The sequence below is a fragment of the Motiliproteus sediminis genome (genome assembly GCF_017912535.1).
GTDB classification, from domain to species: Bacteria; Pseudomonadota; Gammaproteobacteria; order Pseudomonadales; family Balneatricaceae; genus Motiliproteus; species Motiliproteus sediminis.
In genome coordinates this window covers 16,365-29,766 of record NZ_JAERQK010000004.1, presented here as the reverse complement: position 1 = coordinate 29,766, position 13,402 = coordinate 16,365, and the positions used below count along the sequence as shown (strand labels likewise).

At 57.5% G+C, this 13,402-nt stretch carries 14 protein-coding genes; 7 read left to right on the top strand and 7 right to left on the bottom strand.

The features are described 5' to 3' along the window. Positions 1-104 precede the first annotated feature (104 nt). The gene (gene pdhR, locus JJQ76_RS09135) at positions 105-866 is read right to left on the bottom strand and encodes a pyruvate dehydrogenase complex transcriptional repressor PdhR (protein ID WP_210396508.1); all 762 of its coding nucleotides are present in this window, start codon (positions 864-866) and stop codon (positions 105-107) included. Positions 867-1,249: 383 nt separating this feature from the next. Between pdhR and JJQ76_RS09130 the strand changes: the two genes are divergently transcribed. The 7 genes from JJQ76_RS09130 (at position 1,250) to JJQ76_RS09100 (ending at position 9,679) form a co-directional block, all read left to right on the top strand. Beyond that, the gene (locus tag JJQ76_RS09130; protein ID WP_210396507.1) at positions 1,250-2,329 is read left to right on the top strand and encodes a TRAP transporter substrate-binding protein; all 1,080 of its coding nucleotides are present in this window, start codon (positions 1,250-1,252) and stop codon (positions 2,327-2,329) included. A gap of 92 nt (positions 2,330-2,421) precedes the next feature. Next, positions 2,422-2,949 (top strand): TRAP transporter small permease subunit, encoded by a 528-nt coding sequence (locus JJQ76_RS09125; protein WP_210396506.1) that lies wholly within the window; start codon positions 2,422-2,424, stop codon positions 2,947-2,949. Then, a complete protein-coding gene (locus JJQ76_RS09120; protein ID WP_210396505.1) occupies positions 2,949-4,334 on the top strand; it encodes a TRAP transporter large permease in 1,386 nt (461 codons plus the stop codon). The genes JJQ76_RS09125 and JJQ76_RS09120 overlap by 1 nt, the downstream gene beginning before the upstream one ends. Before the next feature lie 91 nt (positions 4,335-4,425). Further along, complete coding sequence (locus JJQ76_RS09115) at positions 4,426-7,269, top strand: FAD-binding and (Fe-S)-binding domain-containing protein (protein ID WP_210396504.1); 2,844 nt, start codon at positions 4,426-4,428, stop codon at positions 7,267-7,269. A 54-nt stretch (positions 7,270-7,323) separates the two neighbouring features. Further along, positions 7,324-7,806, top strand: coding sequence for a universal stress protein (locus JJQ76_RS09110; RefSeq protein ID WP_210396503.1), 483 nt, complete (start codon positions 7,324-7,326; stop codon positions 7,804-7,806). A gap of 23 nt (positions 7,807-7,829) precedes the next feature. Continuing rightward, positions 7,830-8,723, top strand: a complete 894-nt coding sequence (locus JJQ76_RS09105) for an AEC family transporter (RefSeq protein ID WP_210396502.1) — start codon at positions 7,830-7,832, stop codon at positions 8,721-8,723. A gap of 32 nt (positions 8,724-8,755) precedes the next feature. After that, a complete protein-coding gene (locus JJQ76_RS09100) occupies positions 8,756-9,679 on the top strand; it encodes an ROK family protein (RefSeq protein ID WP_210396501.1) in 924 nt (307 codons plus the stop codon). Here JJQ76_RS09100 and JJQ76_RS09095 read toward each other — a convergent pair. The 6 genes from JJQ76_RS09095 to rpsP form a co-directional block, all read right to left on the bottom strand. Further along, a complete protein-coding gene (locus tag JJQ76_RS09095) occupies positions 9,663-10,388 on the bottom strand; it encodes a DsbC family protein (protein WP_246480530.1) in 726 nt (241 codons plus the stop codon). The two genes, JJQ76_RS09100 and JJQ76_RS09095, sit on opposite strands and share 17 nt — an antisense overlap. A gap of 63 nt (positions 10,389-10,451) precedes the next feature. Next, a complete protein-coding gene (xerD, locus tag JJQ76_RS09090) occupies positions 10,452-11,357 on the bottom strand; it encodes a site-specific tyrosine recombinase XerD (protein WP_210396500.1) in 906 nt (301 codons plus the stop codon). Positions 11,358-11,426: 69 nt separating this feature from the next. Further along, on the bottom strand, positions 11,427-11,789 hold the full coding sequence (gene rplS / locus JJQ76_RS09085) for a 50S ribosomal protein L19 (RefSeq protein ID WP_210396499.1): 363 nt from the start codon (positions 11,787-11,789) through the stop codon (positions 11,427-11,429). Positions 11,790-11,816: 27 nt separating this feature from the next. After that, positions 11,817-12,554, bottom strand: a complete 738-nt coding sequence (trmD, locus tag JJQ76_RS09080; RefSeq protein WP_210396498.1) for a tRNA (guanosine(37)-N1)-methyltransferase TrmD — start codon at positions 12,552-12,554, stop codon at positions 11,817-11,819. 3 nt (positions 12,555-12,557) lie between these two features. After that, positions 12,558-13,094: a ribosome maturation factor RimM gene (gene rimM / locus JJQ76_RS09075; protein WP_210396497.1), complete on the bottom strand. Its 537-nt coding sequence runs from the start codon at positions 13,092-13,094 to the stop codon at positions 12,558-12,560. Positions 13,095-13,122: 28 nt separating this feature from the next. After that, positions 13,123-13,374 carry a 30S ribosomal protein S16 gene (rpsP, locus tag JJQ76_RS09070; protein ID WP_210396496.1) on the bottom strand — a complete coding sequence of 84 codons (252 nt, stop codon included), beginning with the start codon at positions 13,372-13,374 and terminating at the stop codon, positions 13,123-13,125. Positions 13,375-13,402: the final 28 nt, after the last annotated feature.

Genomic DNA, 13,402 nt, shown 5'->3' with positions numbered 1-13,402 from the left:
CGCTACCAATGTCTATATTCTGGCTAAAATTCGCGCACAAACAGACAAAAAGGTAGTAAAACTACAGGAGATTACTTACCAAAAACACACGTTAAATCGGGATATTAGCTGCCCATATTGGCACGACGTAGCGAGCGCTCCAGCCGAGTTTCCTCTTTGCTATAGGTCAACAGCGCCTCTTCCACGTACGCCAGATGCTCATGCGCAGCATTGCGGGCGTCGTCCGGCTTGCCGGCAAAGATTGCGTCCATCAACACCTTATGTTGACCGTGAATCTTGGCGCGATGACCGCGCCGCGGATAGATGTGCTCAAGGTTGGTCATGATGTTTTTCTTAATCAACGCGAGCAGTGCACGCATCGCATGCAACAGCACCATATTGTGGGTTGCTTCAGCGATGCGCAGATGAAAGTCCAGATCAGCCTGCACCTCTTTCTCGAACTCTTTTGTCTTGTGATAGCCCTCAAGCTCTTCATAGGTGCGCAAAATCGCCTGACGATCAGCCTCGGTACTGCGCAGGGCCGCGTAGTAGGCGATGACCCCCTCGAGCGCATGGCGGAACTCCAGCAGGTCATACTGTGCCTCAGGATGAGAAGCGAACAGTTCCATCAACGGATCACCAAAGGCCGAGCCGATCTCCTCGGACACAAAGGTTCCGCCACCCTGGCGACTGACCAACAATCCCTTGGCAACCAGCTTTTGCACCGCCTCGCGCAGAGAGGGTCGCGAGACCTCAAACTGCACGGCCAAATCGCGCTCAGAAGGTAACCGCTGACCCGGCTTAAGACTCCCCTCAAGGATCATGGTCTCCAGCTCCTGCATGATCACATCAGAAATCTTGGGCTGCTTTACGCGTCGATACGTCATGAATTACTACCGGATAAACCGCCGATGAAAATGGTATGACCAGTCTAAACCGGATCTCGCTAAATGCCAATCAACCCGGTCGCCCTCAATTCCCGCCCCTCGAAAACGGCCGCACAACCACCAATAAAAGCCATCATGATCAACACATTAAATGAATCATTAGACTTTGGTATTAGGCACAAAAAGAAGGATTATTTGACAGAGCAGACCTGAAACAAGTAGGGTATTTATTCCGATCGGTAAATTGGTATTACCAATTATCAAGATTGGCCAGAAAATAAAAGGCCTCGAAGCAGCAATGCAAGTTAACTGTAGTCTGCTTTACTGCACGGGGCGACCCCAAAACGCGCCATATAAAAACAACGCGAATCTGAGGATGAACCATGAAGAAAATCGCGAAGTCCGCACTGACTGCCGCGGCCTTTACCGCCGCTGCCCTGACCGCCGCTACCCCCGCGGTCGCTGCCGAAAAAACCCTGCTGAAAACTCCGATTGCCTTCGGCTCGCACCTGCCGGCACTGGGCACCCCCATTGTGTGGGTTTCCGAGCAATTGCCGATCATGAGTGATGGCAACTTGAAGATGAAGATTTACGAGCCGGGCAAACTGGTTGCACCGCCAGAGATCCTGGGTGCGGTATCCAGCGGCAAGGTTAACTCCGGTTACGCCACTGCCGGTTACTGGCAGGGCAAAATGCCGGCAGCGGCGCTGTTCTCCGCTGTTCCCTTTGGCCCCGAAGCCGGCGAATACCTGGCTTGGATGTACTACGGTAACGGTCTGAAACTGTACCAGGAGATGTACGATACCAGCGGCTATAACGTCAAAGTACTGCCGTGCGCCATCATCTCTCCGGAAACATCCGGCTGGTTCGCCAAGCCTATCGAGAAGCCTGAAGACCTGAAAGGCCTGAACATGCGCTTCTTTGGTCTGGGTGCCAGCGTAATGGAGAAAATGGGTGTGAGCACCTCTCAGCTGCCCGGCGGTGAAATCTTCGGCGCACTGGAGAAAGGCGCTATCGATGCCTCCGAGTTCTCCCAGCCTGCCATCGATCAGCGCCTGGGCTTCCACAAGATCGTCAAGTACAACTACTTCCCGGGCTGGCATCAGCAGTCCACCGTGTTTGAGTTGCTGGTCAACAAGGACACCTGGAACGACATGAGCAAGTCCAATCAGGCGATTCTGGAGAACACCTGTAAGGCGTCCATGACTAATGCCATCGCTGAAGGCGAGTCCATGCAGTTCTCTGTTATGAAGAAGAACGCCGAAGAACTGGGTGTTGAAATCCGTTACTGGAACGACACCATGCTGGCGGCCTTTGAAGAGAAATGGAATGAAGTCGTAACCGAGAAGTCTGCAGAAGATGCGTTCTTCAAGAAGGCTTACGAAGATCTGAAAGCATTCCGCGAAGGCTACGATCTGTGGGAAGCCAACGCCTTCCTGCCGCGTCCCAAGCCCAACCTGTAAGCTAGCACCACCCTGCCAGCCACCGCTCGAATATAGCCGAGCCGGTGGTTGGCTCGCTTTAGTCAACCACACACTCCGTATAGGTTCTTGCCGTGACTGACCAAGTAGCTTCTCGTCCGGTGCCGATCTCGGACTGGATCGACCGTTTTATCAAGAGCGTAGGCAACGTTATTGCCTGGACTTACGTCGCGCTTGTGCTCGTAATTATTGCCCAGGTCGTCCTGCGTAAAGGCTTTTCCAGCGGCTTAATCGTGCTTGAAGAGCTGCAATGGCACCTGTATGCCATTGGCGTCATGTTCGGCATGTCCTATGCCCAGGTCAACAATGCTCACGTTCGCGTAGATCTGTTCTATGGCGGTCTGCGCGCCAAGACCAAGCAGATCATTGAGATCGTCGGCATTCTGACGTTGGTCTTCCCGTTCATCTACGTGATTTTTGTGCACAGCCTTGACTTCGTTTACGAAGCCTGGCGCATTAACGAATCCTCCGAATCCCCATCAGGACTGCCCTGGCGCTGGGCGATCAAGTCGGTAATCCCGGCTAGCTTCTTCATGCTGGGTCTGGCGGTTCTCTCTCGCCTGATCCGTGATCTGACCCTGCTGCTGCGAGGAGAGCACTGATGGAAATTAATGAAATTCTTGTCATCGCGATGTTCGTCTCGTTTATCGCGCTGCTATTCACCGGCATTCCCGTTGCCTACGTTCTCGGCGGTATCGGTGTCATTTTCGCGTTCATTGGTTACTTCGCCGATGCCTACATGGACACCATGACCGGGCTGGATTTCACCACCCTGGGGCTGGTGGTCAACCGCCTGTACAAAATCATGGACAACTGGATACTGGTTGCCCTACCCATGTTCATATTCATGGGCATTATGCTGGACAAATCCGGGGTTGCTGAAAGACTGATGCAGTCCATGCAGGAGCTGTTTGGACGTGTTCGCGGTGGATTGGCAATTACCGTCACCGCCATCGGCATTATCCTGGCCGCCTCTACCGGCATCATTGGCGCCTCCGTAGTACTGCTGGCGGTGATGTCACTGCCGTCCATGCTGCAACAGGGCTATTCCAAGCCCCTGGCTCTCGGCACCATCGCCAGCGCCGGCACCCTCGGCATCCTGATCCCACCCAGCATCATGCTGGTCATCATGGCCGACCAACTGGGTCTGTCCGTGGGCGATCTGTTCATGGGTGCGGTATTCCCCGGCCTGATGCTGGGTGCAATGTACATTATCTACATACTGGCGGTGGGCTTTTTCAGTCCGGCTTCGGCTCCGATTCCCGACGATGCCAAGCGCATCAATATGGAAGCCTTTATCAAGGTTCTCAAAGCCGTTCTGCCGACCTTGCTGCTCATTTTTGCCGTACTGGGTTCCATCTTTGGTGGTATCGCCACCCCCACCGAGGCCTCAGGTGTCGGTGCGCTGGGTGCCACCTTGCTGGCCATGTACAACCGCAAGTTTAACTTCGGTGTACTGAAAGAGGTGATGCAGGGTACCTACAACACCACCGCGTACATCTTTGCCATCTTCATTGGCGCTACCTGTTTTGCACTGGTGCTGCGGGAGCTGGGCGGTGATGAGCTGATCGAGTCGTTCCTGCACGGCCTGCCCTTCGGCCCCTACGGTATCGTAATCTTCATTCTGGCGATCATCTTCCTGCTGGGGTTCTTCCTCGACTGGATCGAAATCACCCTGATCATCCTGCCGCTGATCGCACCGGTGGTGAGCGCACTTGGATTTGAGATTGATGGCTATGGTGTCGTCGACAACCCCGAATTGGTGTGGTTCGTGATGTTGGTGGCCATGGCGCTACAGACCTCGTTCCTGACGCCACCGGTCGGCTTTGCCCTGTTCTACCTCAAGGGCGTGTGCCCGCCGGATGTGAAGCTGGCCGACATCTACAAAGGTGTCATTCCGTTCATCATCCTGCAGCTACTGGCTCTTGCCATCCTGATCCTGTGGCCGCAGATCGTGGTTTGGTTGCCGGCCGCGGCTTACAGCTAAACCTCCGGGCGGCAAACGTCGCCCTCTGCCAACCTTCTGATTGCGGCCACCATTTGGGTGGCCGCCGCTAACCCGAACCTGAGAGTTAGTTATGAGCGCCGACTACCACGCCTTTTACCGTCGTTTGGCCGAATTCATTCCCGAGCAACGCCTGATCAGGGATCCGCTGCGCACGCTGGCTTACGGTACCGACGCCAGCTTTTATCGCCTCATCCCCCAAATTGTGGTCCGGGTCGAGTCCGCCGACGAGGTCGCGCGTATCATATCTATCGCTCGCGAGGATCGTATTCCGGTAACCTTCCGTGCCGCCGGCACCAGCCTCTCGGGCCAGGCGATTACCGACTCGGTGTTGATCCAGCTTGGCGACGGCTGGAAAGGGCATCGCATCGGCGAAGAAGCCGCAACCATCTCGTTACAACCCGGCGTAATTGGCGCCCATGCCAATCGTTACCTGGCCCCGTTCCACAAAAAGATTGGCCCTGATCCGGCCTCTATTAACGCCGCGATGATCGGTGGCATCGCCGCCAATAATGCCAGCGGCATGTGCTGTGGTACCGCGCAAAACAGTTACAACACGGTCCAAAGCATGAAGCTGGTACTGGCCGATGGCACCCAACTGGACACCGGCAACGAACTCAGCCGTGACAGCTTCCGTCAGAGCCATCAGGGGCTGCTCGACGCGCTGGAAGCGCTGGGACAACAGACTCGCGCGAATGAGACGCTGGCCAACCGCATTAGACACAAGTACCGGCTGAAGAACACCACCGGCTATGCGCTTAATTCACTGGTGGACCACCAGGACCCGTTCGAGATCCTGCAGCACCTGATGATCGGTTCCGAAGGTACGCTCGGTTTTATCAGTGAAATCACCTACCGCACCGTCGCGGAACACCCCAACAAAGCCTCTGCGCTTATTTTCTTCCCCTCGGTTGAGATCACCTGCCGGGCGGTGGCGCGACTGAAACAAACCCCGGTATCGGCGGTTGAGCTGATGGACCGTGCCGGCCTGCACTCGGTCGAGAACAAACCGGGCATGCCACCCTTTATCAAAGAGCTGGGCGAAGACGCGGCAGCGCTGCTGGTGGAGACTCGCGGCGCTTCCAAACAGGAACTGGCCAATAAAGTGGCGGCCATCAGTTCCGCATTAGGGGAGTTTGAAACGGCTCAGCCGGTACACTTCACCTCTGATCCAGCCGAGTACAACCAGTTCTGGGCTATCCGTAAAGGACTGTTTCCGGCCGTCGGCGCGGTGCGCAAGACTGGCACGACCGTGATCATTGAAGATGTCGCCTTCCCGGTAGAGCAACTGGCCGAAGCGGTGCATGACCTGCACCAGATATTCCACCGCCTCAACTACAACGAAGCGCTGATTTTTGGCCATGCGCTGGAAGGCAATCTGCACTTTGTCTTTACCCAGTCCTTTGATACCCAGGACGAGGTGGACCGCTACGAGCAGTTGATGGATGCCGTAGCCGATCTGGTAGTAGGCAAGTACGACGGCTCGCTCAAGGCCGAGCACGGCACTGGCCGCAACATGGCCCCCTATGTAGAGCAGGAGTGGGGACCGGAAGCCTATCAGCTGATGTGGGAGATCAAGGAACTGTTCGATCCGGACAACCTGATCAATCCCGGCGTGCTGCTGAACCGTGACGATCAGATCCACCTGAAGAACCTCAAGCCGCTACCGGCCGCCCATGAGCTGATCGACAAGTGCATCGAATGCGGATTCTGCGAACCGGTTTGTCCGTCGCGGGCGATGACACTCACCCCCCGTCAGCGCATCGTCATCCGCCGCGAAATTGCCCGCCTGGAAGCCAGTGGCGAAAACCCGGCGAGACTGGAAAGGCTGCGCAAGGATTATCGCTATCAGGGCACGGAGACCTGCGCTGCCTGCGGCCTCTGTTCAACGGCCTGCCCGGTGGCTATCAACACCGGCGATCTGACCCGTGCGATTCGCAGCGAGGAAAACGCCCGGCACACTGGCAAGGCGCAGTGGGCCGCCGAGCACTTCGCCGGCATCGCAGCCGCCAGTCGCACCGCGTTCACAGCTGCCAATCTGGCGCATAAGGTCCTGGGAACCACAGCGATGACCAAACTAACCGGTGCCGCACGCAAGCTCTCCGGCGGTGCCGTTCAGCAATGGTTGCCAACCATGCCGACGGCAGCCCCCAGAATCAAGCCATCGCCCGTCAGCGACAGCACCAAGCCCAAGGTGGTGTACTGGCCCAGCTGTGCCAGCCGCACCATGGGTCCGCAACGCGACAGCAACGACGGACGCGCACTGAGCCAAGTGACTGAAGCACTGCTGCGCAAGGCTGGCTTCGAAGTGATCTACCCTGAAGGGCTGGACCAGCTTTGCTGCGGCATGCCGTTCCAGAGCAAGGGGATGTTCGATGCCGCGGACTACAAGGCAGATGAAACCGAGAAAGCGCTGCTGGCGGCGTCCAATAACGGCGAATACCCGATCTACTCCGACACCAGTCCCTGCACCCTACGTATCAAGGAGTCCATCGACGCCGAGCTGAAGATCTACGAGCCAGTCGCGTTCATCAACGAGCACATGCTCGACAAGCTCGAATTCACCCCGCAGGAGGATCCCGTCGCTGTGCACGTCACCTGCAGCTCGACCCGCATGGGGCTGGCCGAACCCCTGGTCGCCCTGGCCAAGCGCTGCGCCAAAGAGGTTATTGTGCCGGAGCAGATCACCTGCTGCGGCTTTGCCGGTGACAAGGGCTTTTCCACCCCGGAACTGAACGCCTCAGCGCTCCGCGGTCTTCATGATGCCCTGCCGGCCAATTGCAAAGAGGGGTTCTCAACTAGCCGCACCTGCGAAATAGGTTTGTCATACCATAGTCGTATAGAGTATAAATCGATCGTCTATCTGGTAGAGCGCTGCACCCGCAGCAAAGCCGCTACCAGCGCGGTACCAGCCTAGCGCTGGGGTCGAACCGCGTCACAGGACACCGACTTAAGGACCAAGGAGCACAACATGTCACTGCCCGTAGTTAAAACCATTCTCTACACCACCACGCTGGACAAGCACACCCGTCCGGTATTCCGTCAGGCAGTGAAGCTTGCCAGCCTTTACAACGCCAAGATCGTGATGCTGCATGTGGTTGAACCGATTGGTGAGATGGGCCATGCGCTGATTCAAAATTATCTGCCCCAGGATATGATCAAGAAGATGCACGACGAAGGCATCGACAACATCAAGAAAACCATGCAGGAACGCGTTGCCACCGCCTGTCAGGAAGAGCTCAACGGCATCGACGAAAGCGTGAAAGTGGACATTGAACCGATGGTCGTCGAAGGCAACTACACCGATGCCATCTGCGATACCGCCGAAGCACTGAGTGCCGACATGATCGTGATGGGCTCGCACAACTCACTGGGCCGCTCCAGCGCCACCACCCGCCATGTAATCAAGTACTCCGGCCGCCCTGTTCTGGTCGTGCCAACGCACGTCAAGTAAGCCTGACGCGCTAAATACAGGGGATGGCGGCGACCTCGTTCGAGCTGGTTGAACGGATATTCTTAACCGTCTTTCCCCTGTTCGTCATCGTACTCACCGGCTACCTCTATGGCCGCCGGCGGGAAGCGGATATCGAATTCGCCAATCGCGCCAATATGGACCTGTTTGTCCCGGCGCTGATTTTTCACTCCCTTGCCACCCAGGCCTTCCCCCTCAGCCAGTATCAGGAATTGGCCGTGGGCGCACTGATCGTGGTGCTGGGATCGGGGCTGGTCTGCTATCCCATCATTCGGGCGCTGAAACTCAACACCCAGACCTTTCTGCCGCCGATGATGTTCAGCAACTCGGGCAACCTCGGCTTGCCACTGATTGTACTCGCATTCGGCGAGCAGGCTCTGCCTGCCGCAGTTATCCTGTTCATCATCGAAAACACCCTGCACATGAGCCTCGGTATATCGATGATTGATCGCCGCAGCCACCCGCTGCAACTGCTGAAGATGCCGATGATCGTCGCCACCTTCGCCGGTGTCGGCTGGAGCCTTTCGGGCATCACCCTGCCGAAAGCGGTGGCACTGCCGATCGACCTGCTGGGGCAGATATCGATTCCGCTGATGTTGTTCACTCTCGGCATCCGTATCGCCCAAGTGGGGCTGGGCCGCTGGCGTCAAGGCGTGCTCGGCGCCATCCTCTGTCCGTTGTCCGGCATTGTTTGTGCACTGGCCTGCAAACCCTGGCTTAACCTGTCGGACGAACAGTTTTCGATTCTTCTGGTCTTCAGTGCGCTGCCACCCGCTGTACTCAACTACATGGTGGCCGAACGCTACCATCAGGAGCCCCAGCAGGTGGCGTCGATTGTTTTAATCGGCAACATGGCCAGCCTGGTGATTATTCCCGCGGTACTGGCTTTTGCGCTTTAATTAGCCTCATAGATAACAGTCAGGGTTATGGCATGCGCATCGGGATCGATCTTGGCGGCAGCAAAATCGAAGCGGTCGCTCTCGCAGCGGATAACAGCGAACGTCTGCGTCGCCGCGTAGCCACCCCGCAGGGGGATTACCTCGGCACCCTCGATGCCATTACCCGACTGATCAACCAAATCGAAACGGAGCTGGATTGCTCAGCGTCCATCGGTATCGGTATTCCCGGTGCCATCTCGGCGCTGACCGGGCGGATCAAAAACGCCAACTCCACCTGCCTGATTGGCCAGGCACTCGACCAGGATCTGCAGAAGCGCCTCAGCCGCCCGGTGCGAATCGCCAACGACGCCGACTGTTTCGCCTTGTCAGAAGCAAGCGACGGTGCCGCTGCCGGTGCGCCCACTGTGTTCGGGGTAATAGTGGGAACCGGCGTTGGTGGAGGCTTGGTCATCAATGGAGAGCTGCTCAGCGGTGCCAACCGCATCGCCGGAGAATGGGGACACAACCCGCTCCCCTGGGCCGGCGACGATGATCTGGCCATGCCCTGCTACTGCGGTCTCCGCGGCTGCATCGAAACCTACCTCAGCGGTCCCGGACTCTGCCACCATTATGAGCAGGCGGGCGGGCAACCGTTGACGCGAGTAGAGGAGTTGGTACAACGGGCGGAACAGAGTGAGCCCCTCGCACGGCGACTACTGGAGCGCTATTACGAGTGGCTGGCCAAGGGGTTGGCGGGGGTAATCAACGTGCTGGACCCGGCGGTGATCGTGTTGGGCGGCGGCCTGTCAAACATGCGCCCCCTATACACTGAAGTCCCCGCACGCTGGCAGCGCTACGTCTTTTCAGACCGGGTCGATACCCGCCTGCTACCGGCACGCCATGGAGATAGCAGCGGGGTACGCGGTGCGGCCTGGCTGTGGCCGCACTCGCATAGCGGGTTTAGTTCATCTCGATAAAGGCCGCCAGACGATCGGCCGGCACGTAGCCCGGCATCAGCGACCCGTCTTCAAAAACCAGCGCCGGCGTGCCATTAACACCGAACTCTTGGCCCAGTTGATACTGGGCAGCCACCGGATTGACGCACTCTTTGGCCGCGATCGCCTGACCGGCCTTGGTCTGCGTCATCGCCTGCTGGCGGTCATCCGCACACCAGACCGACACCATCTTGTTGTACGCACCGGAACCTACGCCTGCCCGCGGAAACGCCAGATAACGGATCTCGATACCGGCCTTGTTGTAGTCCGCCATCTCACTGTGCAGCTTGCGGCAGTAGCCGCAATCAACATCGGTAAAGGCGTACACCGTGGCTTTGACTTCACCCGCAGGAGAAAAGATCACCATGTCCTCCGGGTTCAGTGCTTTGAGCGATTCGGCACGAAAGCCTTTCTTGCGCTGCTCGCTGAGATTTACAAAACCGTTGCCTTTGGCCTGGTAGAGCTGACCCAGCAGAAAGTACTCGCCATCCTTGGAGGTAAACAGCGTTTCGCCACTGCTCAGCGCGACCTCCATCACCCCCTCAATCGGGGAGTCTTTGACGCTCATCACCTGAATCTGCGGATTGATCGCCTCAAGACGGCTACGGATCTGTTCTTCGTTGCCGGCAGCGAATGCCTGGCTGCAGGCCACGGCCAGGGTGGTGGCCATCATCAGGGATTTAAATTGCATGAACGCCTCGTTGAAAATTGAGTAACTGGTGGAGGTTAGAGCCCACCGGCGCGCGAGAGTTCATCAACCGCGCGGGTGGTGTGTCTGGTGCATCGATTGTAGCCGCTGCTGGGCGATATGGGTATAGATCTGGGTGGTGCTGAGATCGCTGTGGCCGAGCAGCAGCTGAACTACCCGCAGATCTGCGCCGTGGTTCAGCAGGTGGGTGGCAAAGGCGTGGCGCAGCGTGTGAGGAGACAGCGGCTTGTCGATACCAGCTTCACGCGCGTAGTGCTTGATCCGATACCAAAAGGTCTGCCGGGTCATCATGGTGCCGCGGCGGCTCGGAAACAATACCTCCCCTCCCCCATCGCCAAGGAGCAACACTCGCCCGCGACGCAGATAACGCATCAGCCAATGGTGCGCCTCCTCGCCCAACGGCACCAGCCGCTCCTTGCCGCCCTTGCCGGTGATACGCACGACTCCCTGACGCAGATTAAGGTGCGACAACTCCAGCGTCACCAGCTCGCTGACCCGCAGCCCGCAGGCATAGAGCAACTCCAGCATCACCCGGTCACGAAAGCCAACGGGGTCCTGAGGATCCGGTGCCGCCAGCAACTGCTCGACCTCCGCTTCACTCAGGCTTTTGGGGAGCGGTCGCCCTAGTTTGGGGTTATCCACCTGCAGCGTTGGATCTTGCTCAATCCGCTGCTCACGCATCAGGTAGCGATAGAAGCCGCGCAGACAGGACAGCGCACGCGCGGTCGAGGTGGCGCTGTAGCGCTGACGCATGCGCCAGGTCAGGTAGGCCAGCAGATCTGATCGAGTGGCCGCAACCAGGGTATAGTCGGCCTGCTGCTGCAGCCAGCGATCAAAGGAGGCGAGATCACGACGATAGGCCGCCTGGGTATTGTCGCTGAGGCCTTTCTCGAACCACAGCATCTGCAGATAGGCATCGATCTCCGGGGTAATGGGCGTGGTTTTGGTCATCCGCGGTTTATACCACCCGGGCACAAAAAAGGGCAGCCGGAGCTGCCCTTTTCAAGACCTGAAGCAAGCTTACTTCTTGGCCAGTTTTTCTTTGATACGTGCAGACTTACCAGACAGCTCGCGCAGGTAGTACAGTTTGGCCTGACGCACGTCGCCGCGACGCTTGACTTCAATGCTGTCAACGCCCTGGCTGTAGGTCTGGAAAGTACGCTCAACGCCCACACCGTGGGAGATCTTGCGTACGGTGAACGCAGAGTTCAGGCCGCGGTTACGCTTGCCGATCACTACGCCTTCAAACGCCTGCAGGCGCTGACGGTTACCTTCAACTACCTTCACTTGAACCACGACAGTGTCGCCCGGACCAAACTCAGGTACCTGCTTGTTCATCTGTTCAGCTTCTAACTGCTGAATAATCAGGTTCTTGCTGCTCATTATTCGCTCCTAAATAGTTTCCGCTTGCTATTCAGCCTCGCGGACAAACTCGTCGAGCAACCGCTGTTGCTCATCATTCAGTTGCAGACCGTCCAGTAGATCCGGGCGTCGCTGCCAGGTGCGTCCCAGCTGCTGTTGCAGCCGCCAACGCCGAATCGCCTCATGGTTGCCGCTCAGCAGCACCTCAGGTACGGCACGTCCGTTATAATCCTCGGGCCGGGTATAGTGAGGACAATCCAGCAAGCCCTCCGCAAAGGAGTCCTCACTGGCTGAATCCTCATGCCCCAGCACACCGGGCAACAGACGGGAAACCGCGTCGATCAGGGTCATCGCCGGTAGTTCACCACCGCTGACAACAAAATCGCCGATCGACCACTCTTCGTCGATCTCGGTTTCCAGCAGGCGTTCGTCAATACCTTCGTAACGCCCCGCCACCAGCACCACCCTGTCACGCCGGGCCAGCTCGGCAACGCCGGTCTGATCCAGTTTACGCCCTTGAGGAGACAGGTAGATCACCTTGGCTCCCTCACCAACGGCCGCTTTAGCAGCATGGATGGCGTCGCGCAGCGGCTGAACTTTCATCAGCATGCCCGGGCCTCCGCCGTAGGGACGATCATCGACAGTGCGATGCTTGTCGTGAGTAAATTCCCGGGGATTCCAGCATTCAAGGCTGATCAGGCCGTTTTTAACCGCCCGTCCGGTGACACCGAAATCGGTAATCGCCGCAAACATCTCCGGAAACAGTGTAACTACACCGATCCTCACCAACTAAAACTCCGGATCCCATTCGACCCGGATCGTACCTGCTTTGAGGTTTATCTCTTTGACCACCTGATCGGGCAAGTAGGGAATGAGTCGTTCCCGCTTGTCGTGGCTCTCGGCCGTTCCTTTTACCACCAGAACGTCGTTAGAACCCGTCGCGATCAGGTAATCCACCCGGCCCAGATTGACTCCGGACTCGGTCACTACGGTCAGTTTCTCCAGCTGGTGCCAGTAATACTCTTCACCATCCAGATCCGGCAGCACGCTTCGCTCCACGGCAATCGCCGCTCCGCAATAGCGACTGGCCTGATCCCGATCTTCGCAGCCAGCCAGTTTGGCAATCATGCCCTTGCCGTGACGCTTGCCCTGCTCCACTTTGACTGCGGTCCAGCGACCATCCAGCTTCAGTTTCCAGGGCGAGTAGTCGAGAATGTTCTCCATCGGTTCGGTATGGGAATAAACCTTGACCCACCCCTTGACGCCGTAGAGTGAGGTAATTTTCCCCAGCTCTACCAACTCCGACGATTGACTCTCAACGCTCATCAGCAGTGCTCGATTGCCAGTCAGTCAATCAGTTAGCAGCCTTAGCTGCTTCCTTCAGCAGAGTCGCTACACGCTCGGAAGCCTGTGCGCCTTTGCCTTGCCAGTATTCGACACGTTCCAGGTCAACGCGCAGACGCTCTTCCTGGCCACGGGCGATCGGATTAAAGAAACCCACACGCTCAATAAAACGACCATCGCGGGCATTGCGGCGGTCGGCTACTGTGATGTGATAAAACGGACGCTTCTTAGAGCCCCCACGCGCTAAACGAATTACTACCATTCGCTACGATCCTTTCATTGAGTGGGTT

What these genes read in the sequence shown, in the direction of transcription:
- JJQ76_RS09100 (WP_210396501.1), top strand. Translation starts at nt 8,756, where the DNA reads ATGCGCATCGGGATCGATCTTGGCGGCAGCAAAATCGAAGCGGTCGCT.
- JJQ76_RS09110 (WP_210396503.1), top strand. Translation starts at nt 7,324, where the DNA reads ATGTCACTGCCCGTAGTTAAAACCATTCTCTACACCACCACGCTGGAC.
- xerD (WP_210396500.1), bottom strand. Translation starts at nt 11,357, where the DNA reads ATGACCAAAACCACGCCCATTACCCCGGAGATCGATGCCTATCTGCAG.
- JJQ76_RS09115 (WP_210396504.1), top strand. Translation starts at nt 4,426, where the DNA reads ATGAGCGCCGACTACCACGCCTTTTACCGTCGTTTGGCCGAATTCATT.
- JJQ76_RS09120 (WP_210396505.1), top strand. Translation starts at nt 2,949, where the DNA reads ATGGAAATTAATGAAATTCTTGTCATCGCGATGTTCGTCTCGTTTATC.
- rpsP (WP_210396496.1), bottom strand. Translation starts at nt 13,374, where the DNA reads ATGGTAGTAATTCGTTTAGCGCGTGGGGGCTCTAAGAAGCGTCCGTTT.
- rplS (WP_210396499.1), bottom strand. Translation starts at nt 11,789, where the DNA reads ATGAGCAGCAAGAACCTGATTATTCAGCAGTTAGAAGCTGAACAGATG.
- JJQ76_RS09105 (WP_210396502.1), top strand. Translation starts at nt 7,830, where the DNA reads ATGGCGGCGACCTCGTTCGAGCTGGTTGAACGGATATTCTTAACCGTC.
- JJQ76_RS09130 (WP_210396507.1), top strand. Translation starts at nt 1,250, where the DNA reads ATGAAGAAAATCGCGAAGTCCGCACTGACTGCCGCGGCCTTTACCGCC.
- pdhR (WP_210396508.1), bottom strand. Translation starts at nt 866, where the DNA reads ATGACGTATCGACGCGTAAAGCAGCCCAAGATTTCTGATGTGATCATG.
- rimM (WP_210396497.1), bottom strand. Translation starts at nt 13,094, where the DNA reads ATGAGCGTTGAGAGTCAATCGTCGGAGTTGGTAGAGCTGGGGAAAATT.
- JJQ76_RS09095 (WP_246480530.1), bottom strand. Translation starts at nt 10,388, where the DNA reads ATGCAATTTAAATCCCTGATGATGGCCACCACCCTGGCCGTGGCCTGC.